We start from the raw sequence: 14,981 nt of genomic DNA on the forward strand, positions 1-14,981 counted from the left end.
CCGGACTTTCCGGCCCGTCCTCATTCGGAACTTCGGAAACCATCATGCCCTTTTTGAATGTCCAGATCATGCAAGGCCATTCGGCCTCCCAGAAAACCGCGCTGCTGAAGGCCGCGTCGCGCGCCGTCGCCGAAAGCCTGGCCGCGCCCGAGACCAGCGTGCGCATCGTGCTGCAGGAAGTGCCCGCGGAACACGTGATCGTGGCCGGCGAGATCGGCAAGCGCATGGCGCGCGTGGACGTGGACATGATCGAGGGCCGCGACGAGGCCAAGAAGGCCGCTCTGATGGCCGCGCTGAACCAGGCAGTCTGCTCGACCGTGGACATGTCGGGCGACGAGGTGCGCGTGGTGATCCGCGATGTGCCGAAGGTCGACATGGGCGTCGCCAACGGCATCAGCGCCAAAGCTGCAGGCCGGTAAGGGGGGGCTGCCCCGCCTTGGGGCGGCCCGGCGGCGGGGCGTACTTTCTGATCCCCGTCAATCCAGCTTCACGTTGGCCGCCTTGACCACCTCGCCCCACCGCGCGATCTCGCTTTTGATGTAAGCGGCATATTCCTCGGGCGTGGAGCCCAGCGTCTGCGCGCCCTGCGCCTTGAGCTGCTTCTGCATTTCGGGCGATTGCAGCGCGCGGCGGATTTCGGCGTTCAGCTTTTCCACCACCGGCGCCGGCGTGCCGGCCGGCACCACCACGCCCTGCCAGGCGCCCATCGAGAATCCCGGCGCCACCGTCTCCGCCACGGTGGGCACGTCCGGCAGCTGGTCGCTGCGCGCGCTGCTGGTCACGGCCAGGGCGCGCAGCTTGCCCTCGCGGACGAAGCCCAGCGAATCGTTCAGCGTATTCGTCATCAACTGCACCTGCCCGCCGACCAGGTCCGTCATGGCCGGCGCGCTGCCGCGGTAGGGCACGTGCACCGCGTCGATGTCCAGCGAACGCAGCAGCAACAGCGCGCCCAGGTGGGTCACGTTGCCCGCGCCCGCCGAGCCGTAAGACAGCTTGCCCGGATGCTGGCGCGCGTATTGCACGAAGTCCTGCGTGTTCTTCACCGGCACCGAGGGATGCACCAGCAGCACCAGCGGGATGACCGCGGTGGACGAGACCGGCGTGAAGTCCTTGACCGGGTCGAAGGCCAGCGAGCGGTAGAGGTTGGGGCTGAGCGCGATGGACGAGGTGTTGTACAGCACCGTATAGCCGTCGGGCTTGGCGGCGGCCGCGTACTGCATGCCGATATTGCCGTTGGCGCCGCCCTTGTTCTCGACCACGACGGTCTGGCCCAGCTGGTCGGTGAGCTGCTTGGCCAGCACGCGCGCGACCAGGTCGGTGGGGCCGCCGGGCGGGAAGGGCACCACCATGGTGACGGGGCGTTCGGGCCAGGCGGCCTGGGCGCTGCCCGCGCCGGTCAGCGCCAACAGGGCGAGGCCGCCCGCCAGCAATGCTTTTTTCATGTCTTGTCTCCTTGTGCTTATGAGAATGGCGCCGGGCCGCGCCCTCTGCGGGGCGCTGTGGATTACGGGGGATCAGGCGGCCGGCCGGCCCGCCAGCATGCGGGTGGCGGTGTAGCTCATGACCGGCTTGCCGTGCTGGTTGCGGACCTCGATGGCGGACGTGACGATGGCGCGGTTGTGCTTGGACGTGGGCCGCACCTCGGTCACTTCGACCTCCGCCCAGATGGTGTCGCCCGCCACCACGGGGGCCAGCATTTTCTTGTGCACTTCCAGCAGCGCCAGCCCGGTGCCCTGCACCATGCCCTGCAGGATCAGCCCTTCGATCAGGGCGTAGGTCAGCGCGCCGGGGGCGGGGCGGCCCTGGATGGCGCCCTGCGCGTAGGTCGCGTCGATGAAGATGGTTTCCAGCATGCCGGTCGCGCTGATGAAGTTCACGATGTCGGTTTCGGTCACCGTGCGGCGGAAGGTATGGAAGCGCTGGCCCACGGCCAGGTCCTGCCAGTAATAGCCCAGTCCGAGCTGCGCGGGGGCGGCGCGGTTTTGGTCAGCGGTCATGCGGGTTCCTTGCTGTCGTCGAGGGTTGCGGAAAGCGCGTCGCGGGCGGCGCCGGTTTCCAGGAGCGCGTCGATGCGGGCGTCGTCCAGGCCGGCCTGGCGCAGCACCTCGCGCGTGTGTTCGCCCAGGCGCGGCGGCATCGCCGGCGGCACCTGGGAATGCTGCATGCGCACGGGATTGCGCACAAAGCGGTAGCGGCTGCCGCAGGCGCTTTCCAGCGGCACGAAGAAATCCACGCTTTGCAGGTGCGGATCGTTCTCCAGGTCCTGCAGCCGGTTGATGCGCGCGGCCGGGATCTCCAGGCGCTCGCACAGCGCCAGCCAGTAGGCCGTGTCGTGCGCGGCCACGATCCCGGCCTGCAGCTCGTACAGCGCCTCGATGTTCCGGGTGCGGGCCGAGATGTCGGCGAAGCGCGGGTCTTCGGCCAGGTCCGGGCGGCCGGCGGCGATGAAGAAGCCGCGCCAGTGCGCGTCGGTGTAGGGCATCAGGCAGATATGGCCGTCGGCCGTGCGGCAGGGCCGGCGGTTGGGCGTCAGCGCGCGCGGATAGCCGGCCTCGCCGGGCTCGTCGCGCAGATGCCTGCCGTAGTAGTGCTCGACCAGCGCGAACGAGGCCATGCTTTCGAACATGGGCACTTCCAGCTGCTGGCCCCGGCCGGTGCGCTCGCGTTGGAAAAGGGCGGCCAGGATGGCGTGCGCGGCGACCAGGCCGCAGGTCTTGTCGGCCGCCACCGTGGGCAGGTAGCGCGGCGTGCCGGTCTGGCGGTCGACCAGGTCGGCCAGGCCCGACAGCCCCTGGATGATGTCGTCATACGCCGGGCGCCCGTCGTAGGCGCCGCCCGCGCCGAAGCCGTACAGCCCCGCATACACCAGCCGCGGGTTGCGCGCGCACAAGGTTTCGGGGCCCAGCCCCAGCGCCTCCATCTTGGCGGGACGCATGCTGTGCATCAGCACGTCGGCCTGGTCCGCCAGCGCCAGCAGCGCCTCGCGCGCCGACGGCTGCTTCAGGTCCAGCACGATGCTGCGCTTGTTGCGGTTCAGGCCCAGGAAGATGGCGGCCAGTCCCGGCTCCTGCGCCGGGCCGGTGCGGCGCGTGGAGTCGCCGGCCGGGGCCTCGACCTTGACCACGTCGGCGCCGTAGTCGGCCAGTATCTGCGAGGCATAGGGGCCGAACACCACGGAGCTGAGGTCCAGGACGCGCACGCCGCCCAGCGCGCGGGTTTGGGAGAGAGGGGTAGCAGTCATGGGGGAAATGCTATCGGCCCCGCGCATACGCGTCTAATATGGCTTAGGTATTGGGTGATATGGAATTTGTTATGGCTATCGATCTACGCCAGCTGCGGCAGTTCGTGACCATCGCGGAGCTGGGCAGCTACCGGCGCGCCGCCGACGTGCTGCACATCGCGCAGCCGGCGCTGTCGGTCTCGATCCAGAAGCTGGAACACGCGGTGGGCGTGCCGCTGCTGGTGCGCGGCGCCAAGGGCGTGACCCCGACGCCGGCCGGCCAGGCCCTGATGGCCGACGCGCGCCGGGCGCTGTTCCACTCCGAACAGGCGCGCCAGGCTGCGCGCCGCGTGGCGCTGGGCGAATGGGGCCTGCTGCGGCTGGGTTTCGTGGGATCGGCCACCTACATGCTGCTGCCGCGCTGCCTGCCGCAGTTCCGCGCCCAGTATCCGGACCTGCAACTGGACCTGCGCGAGGACAGCACTATCGGGCTGGTGGGCATGCTGCGCGCCAACGACATCGACGCCGGCCTGGTGCGCGGGCCGCTGGAGGAGGACGAGTCGCTGGACTCGTGGGTGGTGGAGCGCGACGACCTGATCCTGGCGGTGCCCGTCGGGCATCCGCTGGCCGCCGGCGGGCCGGTGCGCCTGGAGCGGGCGCGCGCCGAAAACTTCGTGCTGTATTCGCCGCTCAAGGTGCCTGGCCTGCACGGCGTGGCGCTGGCGCTGTGCCGCAAGGCCGGCTTTTCGCCGCGCGTCAGCCAGGTGGCGATCCAGGTGCAGACGCTGGTCAGCCTGGTGGCCAGCGGCCTGGGCCTGGCGCTGGTGCCCGGGGTGACGCGGGCGTATTCCACGCCGCACGTGGCCTTCGTGCCGCTGGCCGATGCCGATGCGCGCGGCGCGCTGTCGCTGTCGCTGGTGACGCACCGAGACACCTCGTGCGCCGCCGTGCTGCGGCTACGCGACAGCATGCTGGCGCTCGCCGCCTGAGGCGGCGGGCGCGGGTCAGCCCTGGCGGGCCGCCAAGATGGCGTCGACCTCGATGTCGAAGCCGGCGAAGTTGGACTGGGTCAGCGTGCGGGCCGGCGCAGGATCGCCGACGTAGCCGGCGTAGATCGCGTCGAATTCCTTGGCGTCGGCCGGGTTCTTCAGGAACACGTTGACCTTGACCGCGTCGTGCAGCGACAGGCCGGCCGCCTCGGCCGCCGCCTGGAGATTGTCCAGCGCCATGCGCGCCTGCTCGGCGAAGGGCTTGTCGCCGTGGCGCACGTTGTGGACGTCGCGCGGGGTCTGGCCCGAAAGAAAGACCAGGCCCTGGGCCTGGACGGCGACGCTGTAGGTGCCGGCCGGCGGCGGTGTGCGGTCACTGGAAAATGCGCGGCGTGTCATCGAAGGTCTCCTGGTTGGGTGGAAGTTGGCCGGCGCGGGCGGCCGGCCGCCCCGATGCTAGCCGATTCAGGCGGGCGGCTGCCGATCCTGCGCCTGTTGGACCAGGCCCTTGAGCGCCTGCCCCAGCTCGGTGGGGAAGGGAAACACGATGGTCGAATTGTTCTGCGCGCCTATCATGGCCAGCGTGCTCAGGTAGCGCAGCTGCATGGCCTCCGGCTGCTGCGCCAGCGTGCGCGCGGCGTTGAGCAGCATCTGCGCGGCCTGCTCCTCGCCCTCGGCGTGGATGACCTTGGCGCGCCGCTCGCGCTCGGCTTCGGCCTGGCGCGCGATGACCCGCACCATGCCTTCGTTCAGGTCGATGTGCTTGATCTCCACGTTGGCTACCTTGATGCCCCAGGCGTCGGTCTGCGAATCCAGGATTTCCTGTACGTCGTTGTTGAGCTTGTCGCGCTCGGACAGCATTTCGTCCAGGTCGTGCTTGCCCAGCACCGAGCGCAGCGTGGTCTGCGCCAGTTCGCTGGTGGCCTGGCGGAAGTTCTCCACCTGGATCACGGAGCGCTCCGGATCGATGACGCGGAAGTAGATGACGGCGTTGACCTTGACCGAGACGTTGTCGCGCGAGATCACGTCCTGGGTGGGCACGTCGAACACCGCCACGCGCTGGTCCACCCGCACCATCTGCTGGACCACGGGGATCATCAGGATCAGCCCGGGCCCTTTGACGCCGGTGAAGCGGCCCAGCGTGAAGATCACGCCGCGCTCGTACTCGCGCAGGATGCGCACGGACGCAGCGAACAGCGCCAGCGCCAGCACCAGAATGGGACCGTAGAAAGCAAGGTTCATCAACATGGCAGACTCCTGTCGTCAATGCGGCGCGCCGGCATCGGCCCGCACGCGCAGGGTCAGCCCCTGCGCGGATTCGATCACCACCGGATCGCCGGCGGCCAGGCCGGCGGGTCCCTGCGCGCGCCAGCGTTCGCCCTCGGCCATGACATAGCCCTGCGCGCCGTTCCAGCTCAGGACCTGCACGCGCCGGCCGATCAGCGCGTCCACGCCGCTGACCACCGGCGCGCGGCGCGAGCGCAGCGCCAGCCGGCCGATCAGAAAGGTCATGCCCAGGCTGGCGACGGCCACGCCGGCCACCAGCGGCAGCGAGACCTCGTAGGCCGGCGTATCGGTGTCGACCAGCAGCAGCGCGCCCAGCACGAACGAGACCGCGCCGCCGATGCCGAGCGCGCCCAGCGAGGGCGTGAAGATCTCGGCCACCATCAGCACGATGCCCAGCAGCGCCAGGGCCGCGCCGGCGTAGCTCAGCGGCAGCGCCGACAGCGCGTACAGGCCCACCAGCAGGCAGATCGCGCCGACCACGCCGGGGTAGAGCGCGCCCGGGCTCATGAATTCGAAGATCAGCCCGTAGACGCCCACCATCAACAGCATCAGCGCCAGGTTGGGATTGGTGATCGCGCTCAGTATCCGGGTGCGCCAGTCGGGTTCGCGCTCCTGCAGCGCCAGCCCGCGGGTGTGCAGCGTGACTTCGTTGTTGCCGACCCGCACGCTGCGCCCGTCGGCCTTGTCCAGCAGGTCGGGCAGGTCGTCGGCGATCAGGTCCACCACGTTCTGCGCGCGGGCCTCGCCGGCCGACAGGCTGGCGGCCGAACGCACCGCCTGCTCGGCCCAGTCGGCATTGCGTCCTCGCAGCGCGGCCAGCGCGCGTATGTAGGCCACGGCGTCATTGATGGCCTTGGATTCGCTGGCGTCACGGGCGGGCTGGGGCGGGGCCTTGTCGGCGCCCGCCTCAGGCTTGCCGGCGGGCGGCTCGGCCGGACGCGGCGGGCTGCCGCCCAGCGAGATCGGCGTGGCCGCGCCCAGGTTGGTGGCCGGCGCCATCGCCGCCAGATGGCTGGCGTAAAGAATGTAGGTGCCGGCGCTGGCGGCGCGCGCGCCGTTGGGCGCCACGTAGGCGATCACGGGAACCGGCGAGGCCAGGATCGCGCGGATGATGTCGCGCATCGAGGCGTCCAGCCCGCCGGGGGTGTCGATGCGCAGCACTACCGCGGCCGCGTTCTGTTCGCGCGCGGCGGCCAGTCCGCGGACCAGGTAGTCCGCCGTGGCGGGGCCGACGATGCCGTCCAGGGTCAGCACCACGGCGCTGCGCGAGTCGGCGGGGGGCGCGGCGATCGCGGCCGTGGCGCCGAGCACGGCCGCCGCCAGCAGCGCGGCGAGGCCGCACAGCCTGCGTGTTGCGCAGATCAGGCTCTGGATCGGGGAGGCCATGGCGGATTCCTCCTGGTTGCTCCGAGGGGCGGGCGGCGCGGCGCCCGGCCGGCTGTGTCCAGAGTACCACTTCCACTACGCGATTCAGAGACTAGCGCAAGGAGATCCCCGTGCGCTGCACCGCCTGCGTCCAGTACTGGCGGTCGTCTTCCATGCGCCGCGCGAGGTCCTGCGGACTGCCGCCTTCCGCGATCAGGCCCAGCTGCGCATAGCGCTCGCGCACCGCCGGCGAGGACAGCGCCTCCGATACCGCCCGGGCGACGCGGTCCAGCACCGGCTGCGGCGTGCCCGCGGGCGCATACAGGCCGACCCAGGTGTCGCGGTCCAGCCCGGCGACGCCCAGCTGCGCGAAACTGGGCACGCCGGGCAGCAGCGGCGAGCCGCCCGGCGTGGTCACGGCCAGCACCTGCGTCTTGCCGGTCTGGGCTGCCTTGGTGGCGCCCGAGGCGCTGAGAAAGGCGCTGCCCACGTGGCCGCCCAGCAGCCCGGTGAGGTTCGGGCCTTCGCCGGCGAAGGGCACGTGGGTGATGTCGATCTGCTTGTCGCGCTTGAGCAGTTCGCCGAAGAAATGCGTGGTGGTGCCTTCCCCGCTGGAGCCGAAACTGATCGCGCCCGGCTTGTCGCGCGCCATCGCGACGTACTGCGCCAGCGTGTCGGCCGGGACCGCCTGGCGGTTGACCAGCAGCGCCACCGGCGTGGTGAATAGCGTGGAGACCGGCAGCAGGCCGGCCGCCGACGACGGCGCGCCGGCCGTCTCGCGGCCCAGCTGTTCGTTGATGGTGGAGTTGGTGACGGCCACCAGCGTGTAGCTGGGCGGGCTTTTGGCGGCCAGCGCCACGCCGATGCGCCCGGACGCGCCGGGCCGGTTCTCCACGATGACGGGCTGGTCCCACACGGCGCCCAGCCGTTCGGCCAGGATGCGGGCGGCGCCGTCCACCGCGCCGCCCGCGGGGTAGGCCACGATCAGCCGCACCGGCTGTTCGGGATAGGCGCCGGCCGCGGCGGCGCCGGCAAGGCCCAGCGCCGCCGCGGCGGCCATCGCCAACGCGGTGTGGCGGATTGCATGATGCATGTCATGTCTCCTTGTGCGCGGCGCGCGTTCAGATCACGCCGTCGGTGCGCAGCTGCGCGATGCGGTCCGGCGCCAGGCCCAGCAGCTCGCCGTAGATGGCGTCGTTGTCCTGCCCCAGCCCCGCGCCGGCGTGCGTGGGCTCGGTCGGATCGCGTGTGAAGCGCGGCACCACGCTGGGCATCTGCAGCATGCCGAAGTCGCGGTCCGGCACTTCCACGATGGAGCGGCGCGCCACCACGTGGGGGTCCTTGACGACCTGGTCTATGGTGTAGATCGGCGCCAGCGTGCCGTTGGCCCGGTCGAAGGCGGCCAGCACGTCCTGCAGGTCGTGGGCCGCGCACCATTCGATGAAGACGCGGTTGAGTTCCTGTTCGTGCACCACCCGGCTGGCGTTGTCGGCGAAGCGCGGGTCCAGCGCCAGTTCGGGACGGCCGATGGCGCGGCAGTTGTTGGCGAACATGGAGTCGATGGAACCCGCCATCGACACCCAGTGGCCGTCGCGCGTGCGGTAGACGGCCGAAGGCGCGGAGTAGGGGCTGCGGTTGCCGTTGCGGGTCGGCACCGTGCCCAGCTGCTGGTACACGCCGGGCATGAAGTCCAGCAGCCGCGTGATGCACTCGGTGAGCGAGAGGTCGATCTCCTCGCCCGGGCGGCCGGGATCGCGCGCGCGCGGCCACAGCGCGGTCAGTATGCCGATGGCGCCGAACAGCCCGCCGATGGAGTCGCCCAGCGGCACGCCCGCGTGCATGGGCTCGTCCTCGGGATGCCCGGTCACGGTGGTCAGGCCGCCCATGGCCTCGAAGATCCGGGCGAAGCCGGGGCGCTCCGAGTAAGGGCCGGACTGGCCGAAGCCGGTCACGCGCAGGATGACCAGGTTGGGCCTGAGCGACCACAGCACTTCCTTGGTCAGGCCCCAGCGGTCCAGCGTGCCGGGGCGGAAATTCTCGATCAGCACGTCGAACTGCGGCAGCAGCTGCTTGAACAGCGCCACGCCGTCGGGCACGCGCAAGTCCAGCGTGCCGAAGCGCTTGCCGCGCTGGGCGGTTTTCCACCAGATGCTCCTGCCGTCCTTGAACGGCGGAAACGCGCGCATGCCGTCGCCCTTGCGCGGCAGTTCCAGCTTGAGCACGTCGGCGCCGTAGTCGGCCAGCAGCGTGGCGGCGAAAGGGCCGGCGAGGACGGTGGCGATGTCCAGCACCTTGAGCCCGGCCAGGGGACCTGTCATGGCGGTGTCCTCCCTCATCGCGGGGCCAGCTGGCGGGCGATGATTTCCTTCATCACCTCGTTGGCGCCGCCGTAGATCTTCTGGCCGCGCGAATCCATGTACATGCGCGCGATCGGGTATTCGCGCATGAAGCCGTAGCCGCCGAAAAGCTGCAGGCAGCGGTCGACCGTCTCGCATTCCTTCTGCGTGCCCCACCATTTCGCCATGGCGGCGGTGGCGGCGTCCAGCCGTCCCTCCTGCTGCCAGGCGATGCACTGGTCGATGAACACGCGCGCCAGCGCCGCCTCGGTCTTCATCTCCGCCAGCTCGAAGCGGGTGTTCTGCAGCTTGAACAGCGGCTGGCCGAAGGCCTGGCGCTGCTGCACGTGCTCCAGCGTCAGGCGCAGCGCGCGTTCGATGCTGCCGACCGCGCGTATGCCGATGAGCAGGCGCTCGTAAGGCAGCTGCGCCATCATCTGCGCGAAGCCCTGGCCCTCGCCGGCGCCCAGCAGGTTGGCCGCGGGCACCCGGACCTCGTCGAAGAACAGTTCCACCGTGTCCTGCGCCTTGAGCCCGACCTTGTCCAGCGGTTCGCCGCGGCGAAAGCCCGCCAGGCCGCGCGTCTCCACCATCAGCAGCGACACCCCCTTGGCGCCCAGGCTGGCGTCGGTCTTGGCCGCCAGCATCACCAGGTCGGCATGATGGCCGTTGGTGTTGAAGGTCTTGGAACCATTGACCACGTAGCTGTCGCCGTCGCGCCGCGCGCGCGTCTTGATGCCCTGCAGGTCGGAGCCGGCGCCGGGTTCGGTCATGCCGATGGAGGCGACGATCTCGCCGCTGGCCATGCCCGGCAGCCAGCGGCGCTTCTGCTCTTCGCTGCCGTAATGATGCAGATAGTGGCCGACGATGTAGTGCGGCCCGAAGCCGGGGCCGAAACCGCATTCGGCGCTGACCTCCACCAGCGCCGCCAGGTGCGCGTAATCGCCGTCGCCGCCGCCGTATTCCGACGGCAGGTCGGCCAGCAGGAATCCCATCCCTCCCAGGCGGTTCCAGACCTCGCGGTCGACATGGCCCTGCGCTTCCCAGGCCGGCACGCGCGGCAGCAGTTCGGCGTTCCAGTAGCGGCGCGCGGTCTCCTGGAACTGCGCGACCTCGTGCGTGCGCCACGGCGATTGGTATTCATCCATCAACACGTTGTTTTCTCCTCTCCGACTCGTTTGGGGGCGCGGTTCAGGCGCCGTACCTGCCCAGCACGGAAACGCTGCACACGTTCTGCCACGGAAAGCCGCCCAGGTTGTGGATCACGCCGATGGCGGGGTCGTCGGCGCGCTGGCGCTCGCCGGCGCGTCCCTGCATCTGCAGGTACATCTCGTAGGCCATGCGCAGCCCGGTCGCGCCGATGGGGTGGCCGAAGCACTTCAGGCCGCCGTCTATCTGGCAGGGAATGACGCCGTCGGCGTCGTAGAAGCCGTCGAGCACGTCGTGCGGACCGCGGCCCTCGGGCGAGATGTGCATGTCCTCCATCGTCACCAGCTCGGTGATGGAAAAGCAGTCGTGCACCTCCAGCAGGTCGATCTGCTCGCGCGGCCGCGCGATGCCGGCCTCTTCATAGGCGCGCGCCGAGGCCACCCGCGTGGTCTGGAAGTAACTGCCGTCCCAACTGTCGTGGCCGGCCTCGCTGCCGCTGGACACCGCCAGCTGCAGGGCCTTGATGGCGACCAGGTCGCGCTTGCCCAGGCCGCGCGCGATGTCGGGCGTGGTCAGGATGGCGCAGGCGGCGCCGTCGGAGACGCCGCAGCAGTCGTACAGGCCCAGCGGCTCGGCGATCATCGGCGCGTTGATCACGTCGTCCATGCTGATCGGATTGCGCAGGTGCGCCTTGGGATTTCGGCCGGCGTTGGCATGGCTCTTGACCGACACGTGGGCGATGGCGCGCTTGAGGTCGCGCGCGTCGATGCCGTGCTTGGCGCGGTAGGCGCTGGCCAGTTGAGCGAAGGAACCGGGCGCGCTGATGTTGGGCCAGACGATGTCGTTGAGCGGGCCGCGCGGACGCTGCGGCAGGCCGCCGTAGCCGGTGTCCTTCAGTTTCTCCACGCCGAAGGCCAAAGCAAAATCGCAGGCGCCCGAGGCCACCGCGTAGGCGGCGCCGCGCAGCGCTTCCGAGCCCGAGGCGCAGAAATTCTCCACCCGCGACACCGGTATGTTGGGCAGGCGCAGCGCCACGCCCAGCGGCACGCCGCCGTTGCCCAGATGCTGGGTCTCTATGCCGGTTCCCAGCCATGCGGCCTGGATCTGCGACTTGTCGATGCCGGCGTCCCGCAGGCATTCGCCGAAGGCCTCCACCGCCAGGTCCTCGGCGCCGCAGTCCCAGCGCTCGCCGAAGCGCGAGCAGCCCATGCCCAGGATCACCACCTTGTCACGAATTCCCGTTGCCATGCATGTTCTCCATCGGAGCGGCGAGCGTCGCCTTCCAGAAATAGCGGGTGTAGCCGCGCGCGGCGTCGCAGGCCTTGATGCGAAAGCTCATGCGCATCGGCAGGCCGACGGCCAGTTCGTCTTCGTCCACGTCGGTGAAGTCCATCATCAGGCGGCCGCCGCCTTCGAACTGCACCATGCCGTAGCAGGCCGGGGGATTGGGCGTGTAGGCCAGGCGGTCCGCGGTATAGCTCATGATGCGGGCCGGGGTGTCGGCGAACGGCAGTTCCTGCTGCGCGCCGGTCGCGCCGCAGGCAGGGTTGACGCAGACTTCCGAACGCGGCCACTGCGCCGTGCCGCAGGCTGCGCAGCGCCCGCCCAGAAAGCCGTGCACGGCCTTGCGGTTGCGGTATTCCACGGACAGCGGCGTCAGCTTGTCCTGCTCGGCGCGCATGCCGCGCTCCAGCGTCAGCAGGTCGTTGAAGACCAGGAACTTCATGTAGTTGTCCTCGGCCTTGCCGCGCGCCAGCCAGCCCTGCGCGCCCAGGCGCGGGGGCAGGGCCGCGAGCGCGGCGGTGGTGCGCAGCACCAGCACGTCCACCCCCTGTCCGAACGCCGCCAGCACCAGCACCTGTCCGGGCTCGGCCGCGCCCAGCGCATGCGCCAGCATCAGCAGCGGGTGGGCGCAGCCGGCGTTGCCGACGGTCGCGCCCAGCGTGTCGTGCACGCGCTCGGCGGCGATGCCCGTCTGTTTGGCGATGCGCTGGGCCGCGCCTTTCTGCGGCAGGGCCACGCACAGCTTGTCGACCTGGCCGGGTTCGAGCCCGGCCTGGCGCAGCGCCGCGGAGATCGCCTGCGGAATCTGCGCGGCGTGGCCCTGCTCGCGTATCCAGCGTTCTTCCCAATAGGTGTCGGTGGCCGAGCCGGCGCCGCGGTAGTGGTCGGCCATGTCAACGGTGCGGCTCACCAGCGCCAGCGGTTCGGCGACGACCTCGCCTTCGCCCACCAGCACCGCGCCCGCGGCGTCGCCGTACAGCAGCTCCTGCGCGCTGGCCGCCTTGGACTTGCGGCGGTCGCTCGCCGTCACCAGCGTGCGCCGTCCGGCGCCGCCGCGCAGCGCCTGCATCAGGGCCGAGGTGGCGCCGCGCTGCGAAGCGGCGATGTCGACGGCGCCGATGTCCTCGTCCAGGTTCAAGGCCTGCGCGACGATGCTGGCGTTCAGCCGGCTGGCGTAGGGCAGCGAGGTCGAGGCCAGCATCAGGTCGTCCACCGAGCGCGCGTCCAGTCCCGCCAGGCAGTCGCGCGCGGCTTCCACCGCCATGGTGACGGCGTCCTCGTCGAAATTGCACATGGCCCGGGCGCCGTCGCGATGCGCCGCCAGCGAGGCGTCGTACCAGGCGTGGCTGCGCACGATGGCCGCGCGCTGCAGGCGCAGCCGCGGGACATAGGCGCCGAAGGAAAGTATGCCTCTCATGCGCCGGCCCCCCCGGCCGCGTCGATCACGGCCAGTCCGTTGTTGAGCACCACTTTTTCGCGCTCCAGCGCGATGGCCCGGAAGCGCACCTCGCCGCTGCTTCCCCAGGCCTCGACGCGGATGGTCTCGCCGGGATAGACCGGCGCGCTGAAGCGCACGTCGATGCGCTTGAGCCGCGCCGGGTCGTAGCCGCACAGCATGCGCAACAGCGCATGGCAGGCGATGCCGTAGGTGCACAGGCCGTGCAGGATGGGACGGTCGAAGCCGCCGCTGCGCGCCACCTCGGGGTCCGCATGCAGCGGATTCAGGTCGCCCGACAGGCGGTACAGCAAGGCCTGCCCGGCCAGCGTGGGCAGCTCGCAGACATGGTCGGGCGCGCCGTCGGGCAGCCGGACCGCGGCCGGCGAGGGCCCGCTCTGGCCGCCGAAGCCGCCGTTGCCGCGCGCCATCACCGCCTGTTCCACGGTGGCCAGCAGCTCGCCGTCCGGCGTCTCCAGGGTGCGCTCGACGAAGAACAGCGCGCCCACGTCCGGCCCCTTGTCCAGAATGTTCCGGACCCGGGTGCGGCCGATGACGGTGCCGGCCGGCGCCAGCGGGCGGTGCAGCTGCACCGACTGGCTGGCGTGCAGCACCTTGCGCCAGTCGATGCCGGTGTCGGGCTCCTTCATCCAGAAGCCGGGATAGCCCAGCACCGCGGCCTGCGTCGGCACGGCGAGCTGCCGCTCTTCATAGACGAAAGGCAGTTCGCGCGCGTCCAGCGGGTCGCGCCCCAGGCCCAGGCCCAGCGCGTACAGGATCGAGTCCTTGGAGGTATAGGTCTGCCGCACCGGTTCGAAATGGCGATGCAGCAGCTTGTCGGGATCGAATGTCATGGCGGGCCTCATACCGGAGTCCAGGCGAACGCCTCGCGCGCGCTTTCCAGCGGCACCAGGCTGGTCTGCATGGCGGGAATCGCATGCTCGGCGATGGCCTCCACCGTCCAGCCTTCGGAGCGATGCACGCTGCGCAGCGGACGCGGCTGGCTGAACAGCATGATTTCGTTCTTGCGCACGCCGAAGATCTGGCCGCTCACGTCCTTGGCAAGGTCCGACAGCAGGTAGACGACCATGGGCGCGATCTTGTCGGCGGTCATCTGCTTGAAGCGCTCCAGCCGCCGCTTCTGTTCTTCGGTCTCGTCGGGCAGGGTGCCGATCAGCCGGCTCCAGGCCCACGGCGACACGCAGTTCGAGCGCACGTTGCAGCGCGCCATCTCCAGCGCGATCGAGCGCGAGATGCCGACGATGCCCAGCTTGGCCGCCGAGTAATTGGCCTGGCCGATATTGCCCACCAGGCCGGCGGCCGAGGTCATGTGCACATAGGCGCCGGACTGCTGTTCGCGGAACATCGCGGCCGCCGCGCGGCTGACGTTGTAGGTGCCCTGCAGGTGCACGTCCAGCACCTGCTGCCAGTCGACGTGGCTCATCTTGTGGAACATGCGGTCGCGCAGGATGCCGGCGTTGTTGACCACGCCGTCGAGCCTGCCGAAGTTGTCGATGGCCGCCTGCACCATGCGCTGCGCGGCGTCCGGATCGGACACGCTTTCGCCGTTGGCCACGGCGCGTCCGCCCTGCTCGCGGATCGCCGCCACCACTTCGGCGGCCGGGTCGAGCGTGCCCTCGCCGTCGCCATTGGGGCTGCCGCCCAGATCGTTGACCACCACCGCGGCGCCCTGGCGCGCCGCCAGCAAGGCGATCTCCCGGCCCACGCCGCGACCGGCGCCGGTCACCAGCACGACTTTTCCTTCAAGTACTCCAGCCATTTTGTCTCCTCGGCAGGTTGAACCGTTCAAGCAGAAACGGGATGCGAGAACTGTAGGCACGGCGTGGCGGCCGGGTAACCACGCGCAGCGGATGGCAGGTATGCAGGATCGGCAATGCTCGGCCCGCGCGGCCGTG

General features: G+C 70.3%; 15 protein-coding genes. 2 read left to right on the forward strand and 13 right to left on the reverse strand.

Going from position 1 to position 14,981, the window contains the following annotated elements; genetic code table 11:
• Window positions 1-44: 44 nt before the first annotated feature.
• Window positions 45-419, forward strand: coding sequence for a tautomerase family protein (locus AC1IQ6_RS07835; RefSeq protein WP_102772781.1), 375 nt, complete (start codon window positions 45-47; stop codon window positions 417-419).
• 57 nt (window positions 420-476) lie between these two features.
• Here AC1IQ6_RS07835 and AC1IQ6_RS07840 read toward each other — a convergent pair whose 3' ends face one another.
• From AC1IQ6_RS07840 to AC1IQ6_RS07850, 3 genes are all read right to left on the reverse strand, one after another.
• Window positions 477-1,442, reverse strand: a complete 966-nt coding sequence (locus AC1IQ6_RS07840; RefSeq protein WP_209166117.1) for a Bug family tripartite tricarboxylate transporter substrate binding protein — start codon at window positions 1,440-1,442, stop codon at window positions 477-479.
• A gap of 72 nt (window positions 1,443-1,514) precedes the next feature.
• Complete coding sequence (locus AC1IQ6_RS07845; RefSeq protein ID WP_102772780.1) at window positions 1,515-1,997, reverse strand: MaoC family dehydratase; 483 nt, start codon at window positions 1,995-1,997, stop codon at window positions 1,515-1,517.
• Window positions 1,994-3,241 (reverse strand): CaiB/BaiF CoA transferase family protein, encoded by a 1,248-nt coding sequence (locus AC1IQ6_RS07850; protein WP_111827102.1) that lies wholly within the window; start codon window positions 3,239-3,241, stop codon window positions 1,994-1,996. The genes AC1IQ6_RS07845 and AC1IQ6_RS07850 overlap by 4 nt, the downstream gene beginning before the upstream one ends.
• A 71-nt stretch (window positions 3,242-3,312) precedes the next feature.
• On the opposite strand from AC1IQ6_RS07850, the gene AC1IQ6_RS07855 reads away from it, so the two are divergent.
• Window positions 3,313-4,209 (forward strand): LysR family transcriptional regulator, encoded by an 897-nt coding sequence (locus AC1IQ6_RS07855; RefSeq protein WP_485866091.1) that lies wholly within the window; start codon window positions 3,313-3,315, stop codon window positions 4,207-4,209.
• 15 nt (window positions 4,210-4,224) lie between these two features.
• Here the strand turns inward: AC1IQ6_RS07855 and AC1IQ6_RS07860 are convergent, their stop codons facing one another.
• The 10 genes from AC1IQ6_RS07860 to AC1IQ6_RS07905 form a co-directional block, all read right to left on the reverse strand.
• A complete protein-coding gene (locus AC1IQ6_RS07860; RefSeq protein ID WP_102772777.1) occupies window positions 4,225-4,608 on the reverse strand; it encodes a RidA family protein in 384 nt (127 codons plus the stop codon).
• A gap of 66 nt (window positions 4,609-4,674) precedes the next feature.
• Window positions 4,675-5,457: a slipin family protein gene (locus AC1IQ6_RS07865; protein WP_111827103.1), complete on the reverse strand. Its 783-nt coding sequence runs from the start codon at window positions 5,455-5,457 to the stop codon at window positions 4,675-4,677.
• A 15-nt stretch (window positions 5,458-5,472) separates the two neighbouring features.
• A complete protein-coding gene (locus tag AC1IQ6_RS07870; RefSeq protein WP_111827104.1) occupies window positions 5,473-6,882 on the reverse strand; it encodes an NfeD family protein in 1,410 nt (469 codons plus the stop codon).
• Window positions 6,883-6,973: 91 nt separating this feature from the next.
• Window positions 6,974-7,954 (reverse strand): Bug family tripartite tricarboxylate transporter substrate binding protein, encoded by a 981-nt coding sequence (locus tag AC1IQ6_RS07875; protein WP_485866092.1) that lies wholly within the window; start codon window positions 7,952-7,954, stop codon window positions 6,974-6,976.
• A gap of 28 nt (window positions 7,955-7,982) precedes the next feature.
• Window positions 7,983-9,179: a CaiB/BaiF CoA transferase family protein gene (locus tag AC1IQ6_RS07880; RefSeq protein WP_479731281.1), complete on the reverse strand. Its 1,197-nt coding sequence runs from the start codon at window positions 9,177-9,179 to the stop codon at window positions 7,983-7,985.
• A gap of 14 nt (window positions 9,180-9,193) precedes the next feature.
• Window positions 9,194-10,345: an acyl-CoA dehydrogenase family protein gene (locus AC1IQ6_RS07885; protein ID WP_485866093.1), complete on the reverse strand. Its 1,152-nt coding sequence runs from the start codon at window positions 10,343-10,345 to the stop codon at window positions 9,194-9,196.
• A gap of 43 nt (window positions 10,346-10,388) precedes the next feature.
• A complete protein-coding gene (locus AC1IQ6_RS07890; RefSeq protein ID WP_102772772.1) occupies window positions 10,389-11,594 on the reverse strand; it encodes an acetyl-CoA acetyltransferase in 1,206 nt (401 codons plus the stop codon).
• Complete coding sequence (locus tag AC1IQ6_RS07895; protein WP_485866094.1) at window positions 11,575-13,047, reverse strand: 3-oxoacyl-[acyl-carrier-protein] synthase III C-terminal domain-containing protein; 1,473 nt, start codon at window positions 13,045-13,047, stop codon at window positions 11,575-11,577. Before AC1IQ6_RS07895 ends, AC1IQ6_RS07890 begins: the two co-directional genes overlap by 20 nt.
• Entirely contained in the window at window positions 13,044-13,919 is an 876-nt protein-coding gene (locus tag AC1IQ6_RS07900; protein WP_102772875.1) for a MaoC family dehydratase, read from the reverse strand. Before AC1IQ6_RS07900 ends, AC1IQ6_RS07895 begins: the two co-directional genes overlap by 4 nt.
• An 8-nt stretch (window positions 13,920-13,927) precedes the next feature.
• Window positions 13,928-14,845, reverse strand: a complete 918-nt coding sequence (locus AC1IQ6_RS07905) for an SDR family NAD(P)-dependent oxidoreductase (protein WP_102772770.1) — start codon at window positions 14,843-14,845, stop codon at window positions 13,928-13,930.
• Between the last annotated feature and the right edge of the window lie 136 nt (window positions 14,846-14,981).

Source organism: Achromobacter sp. MUI-25009338, assembly GCF_057359325.1.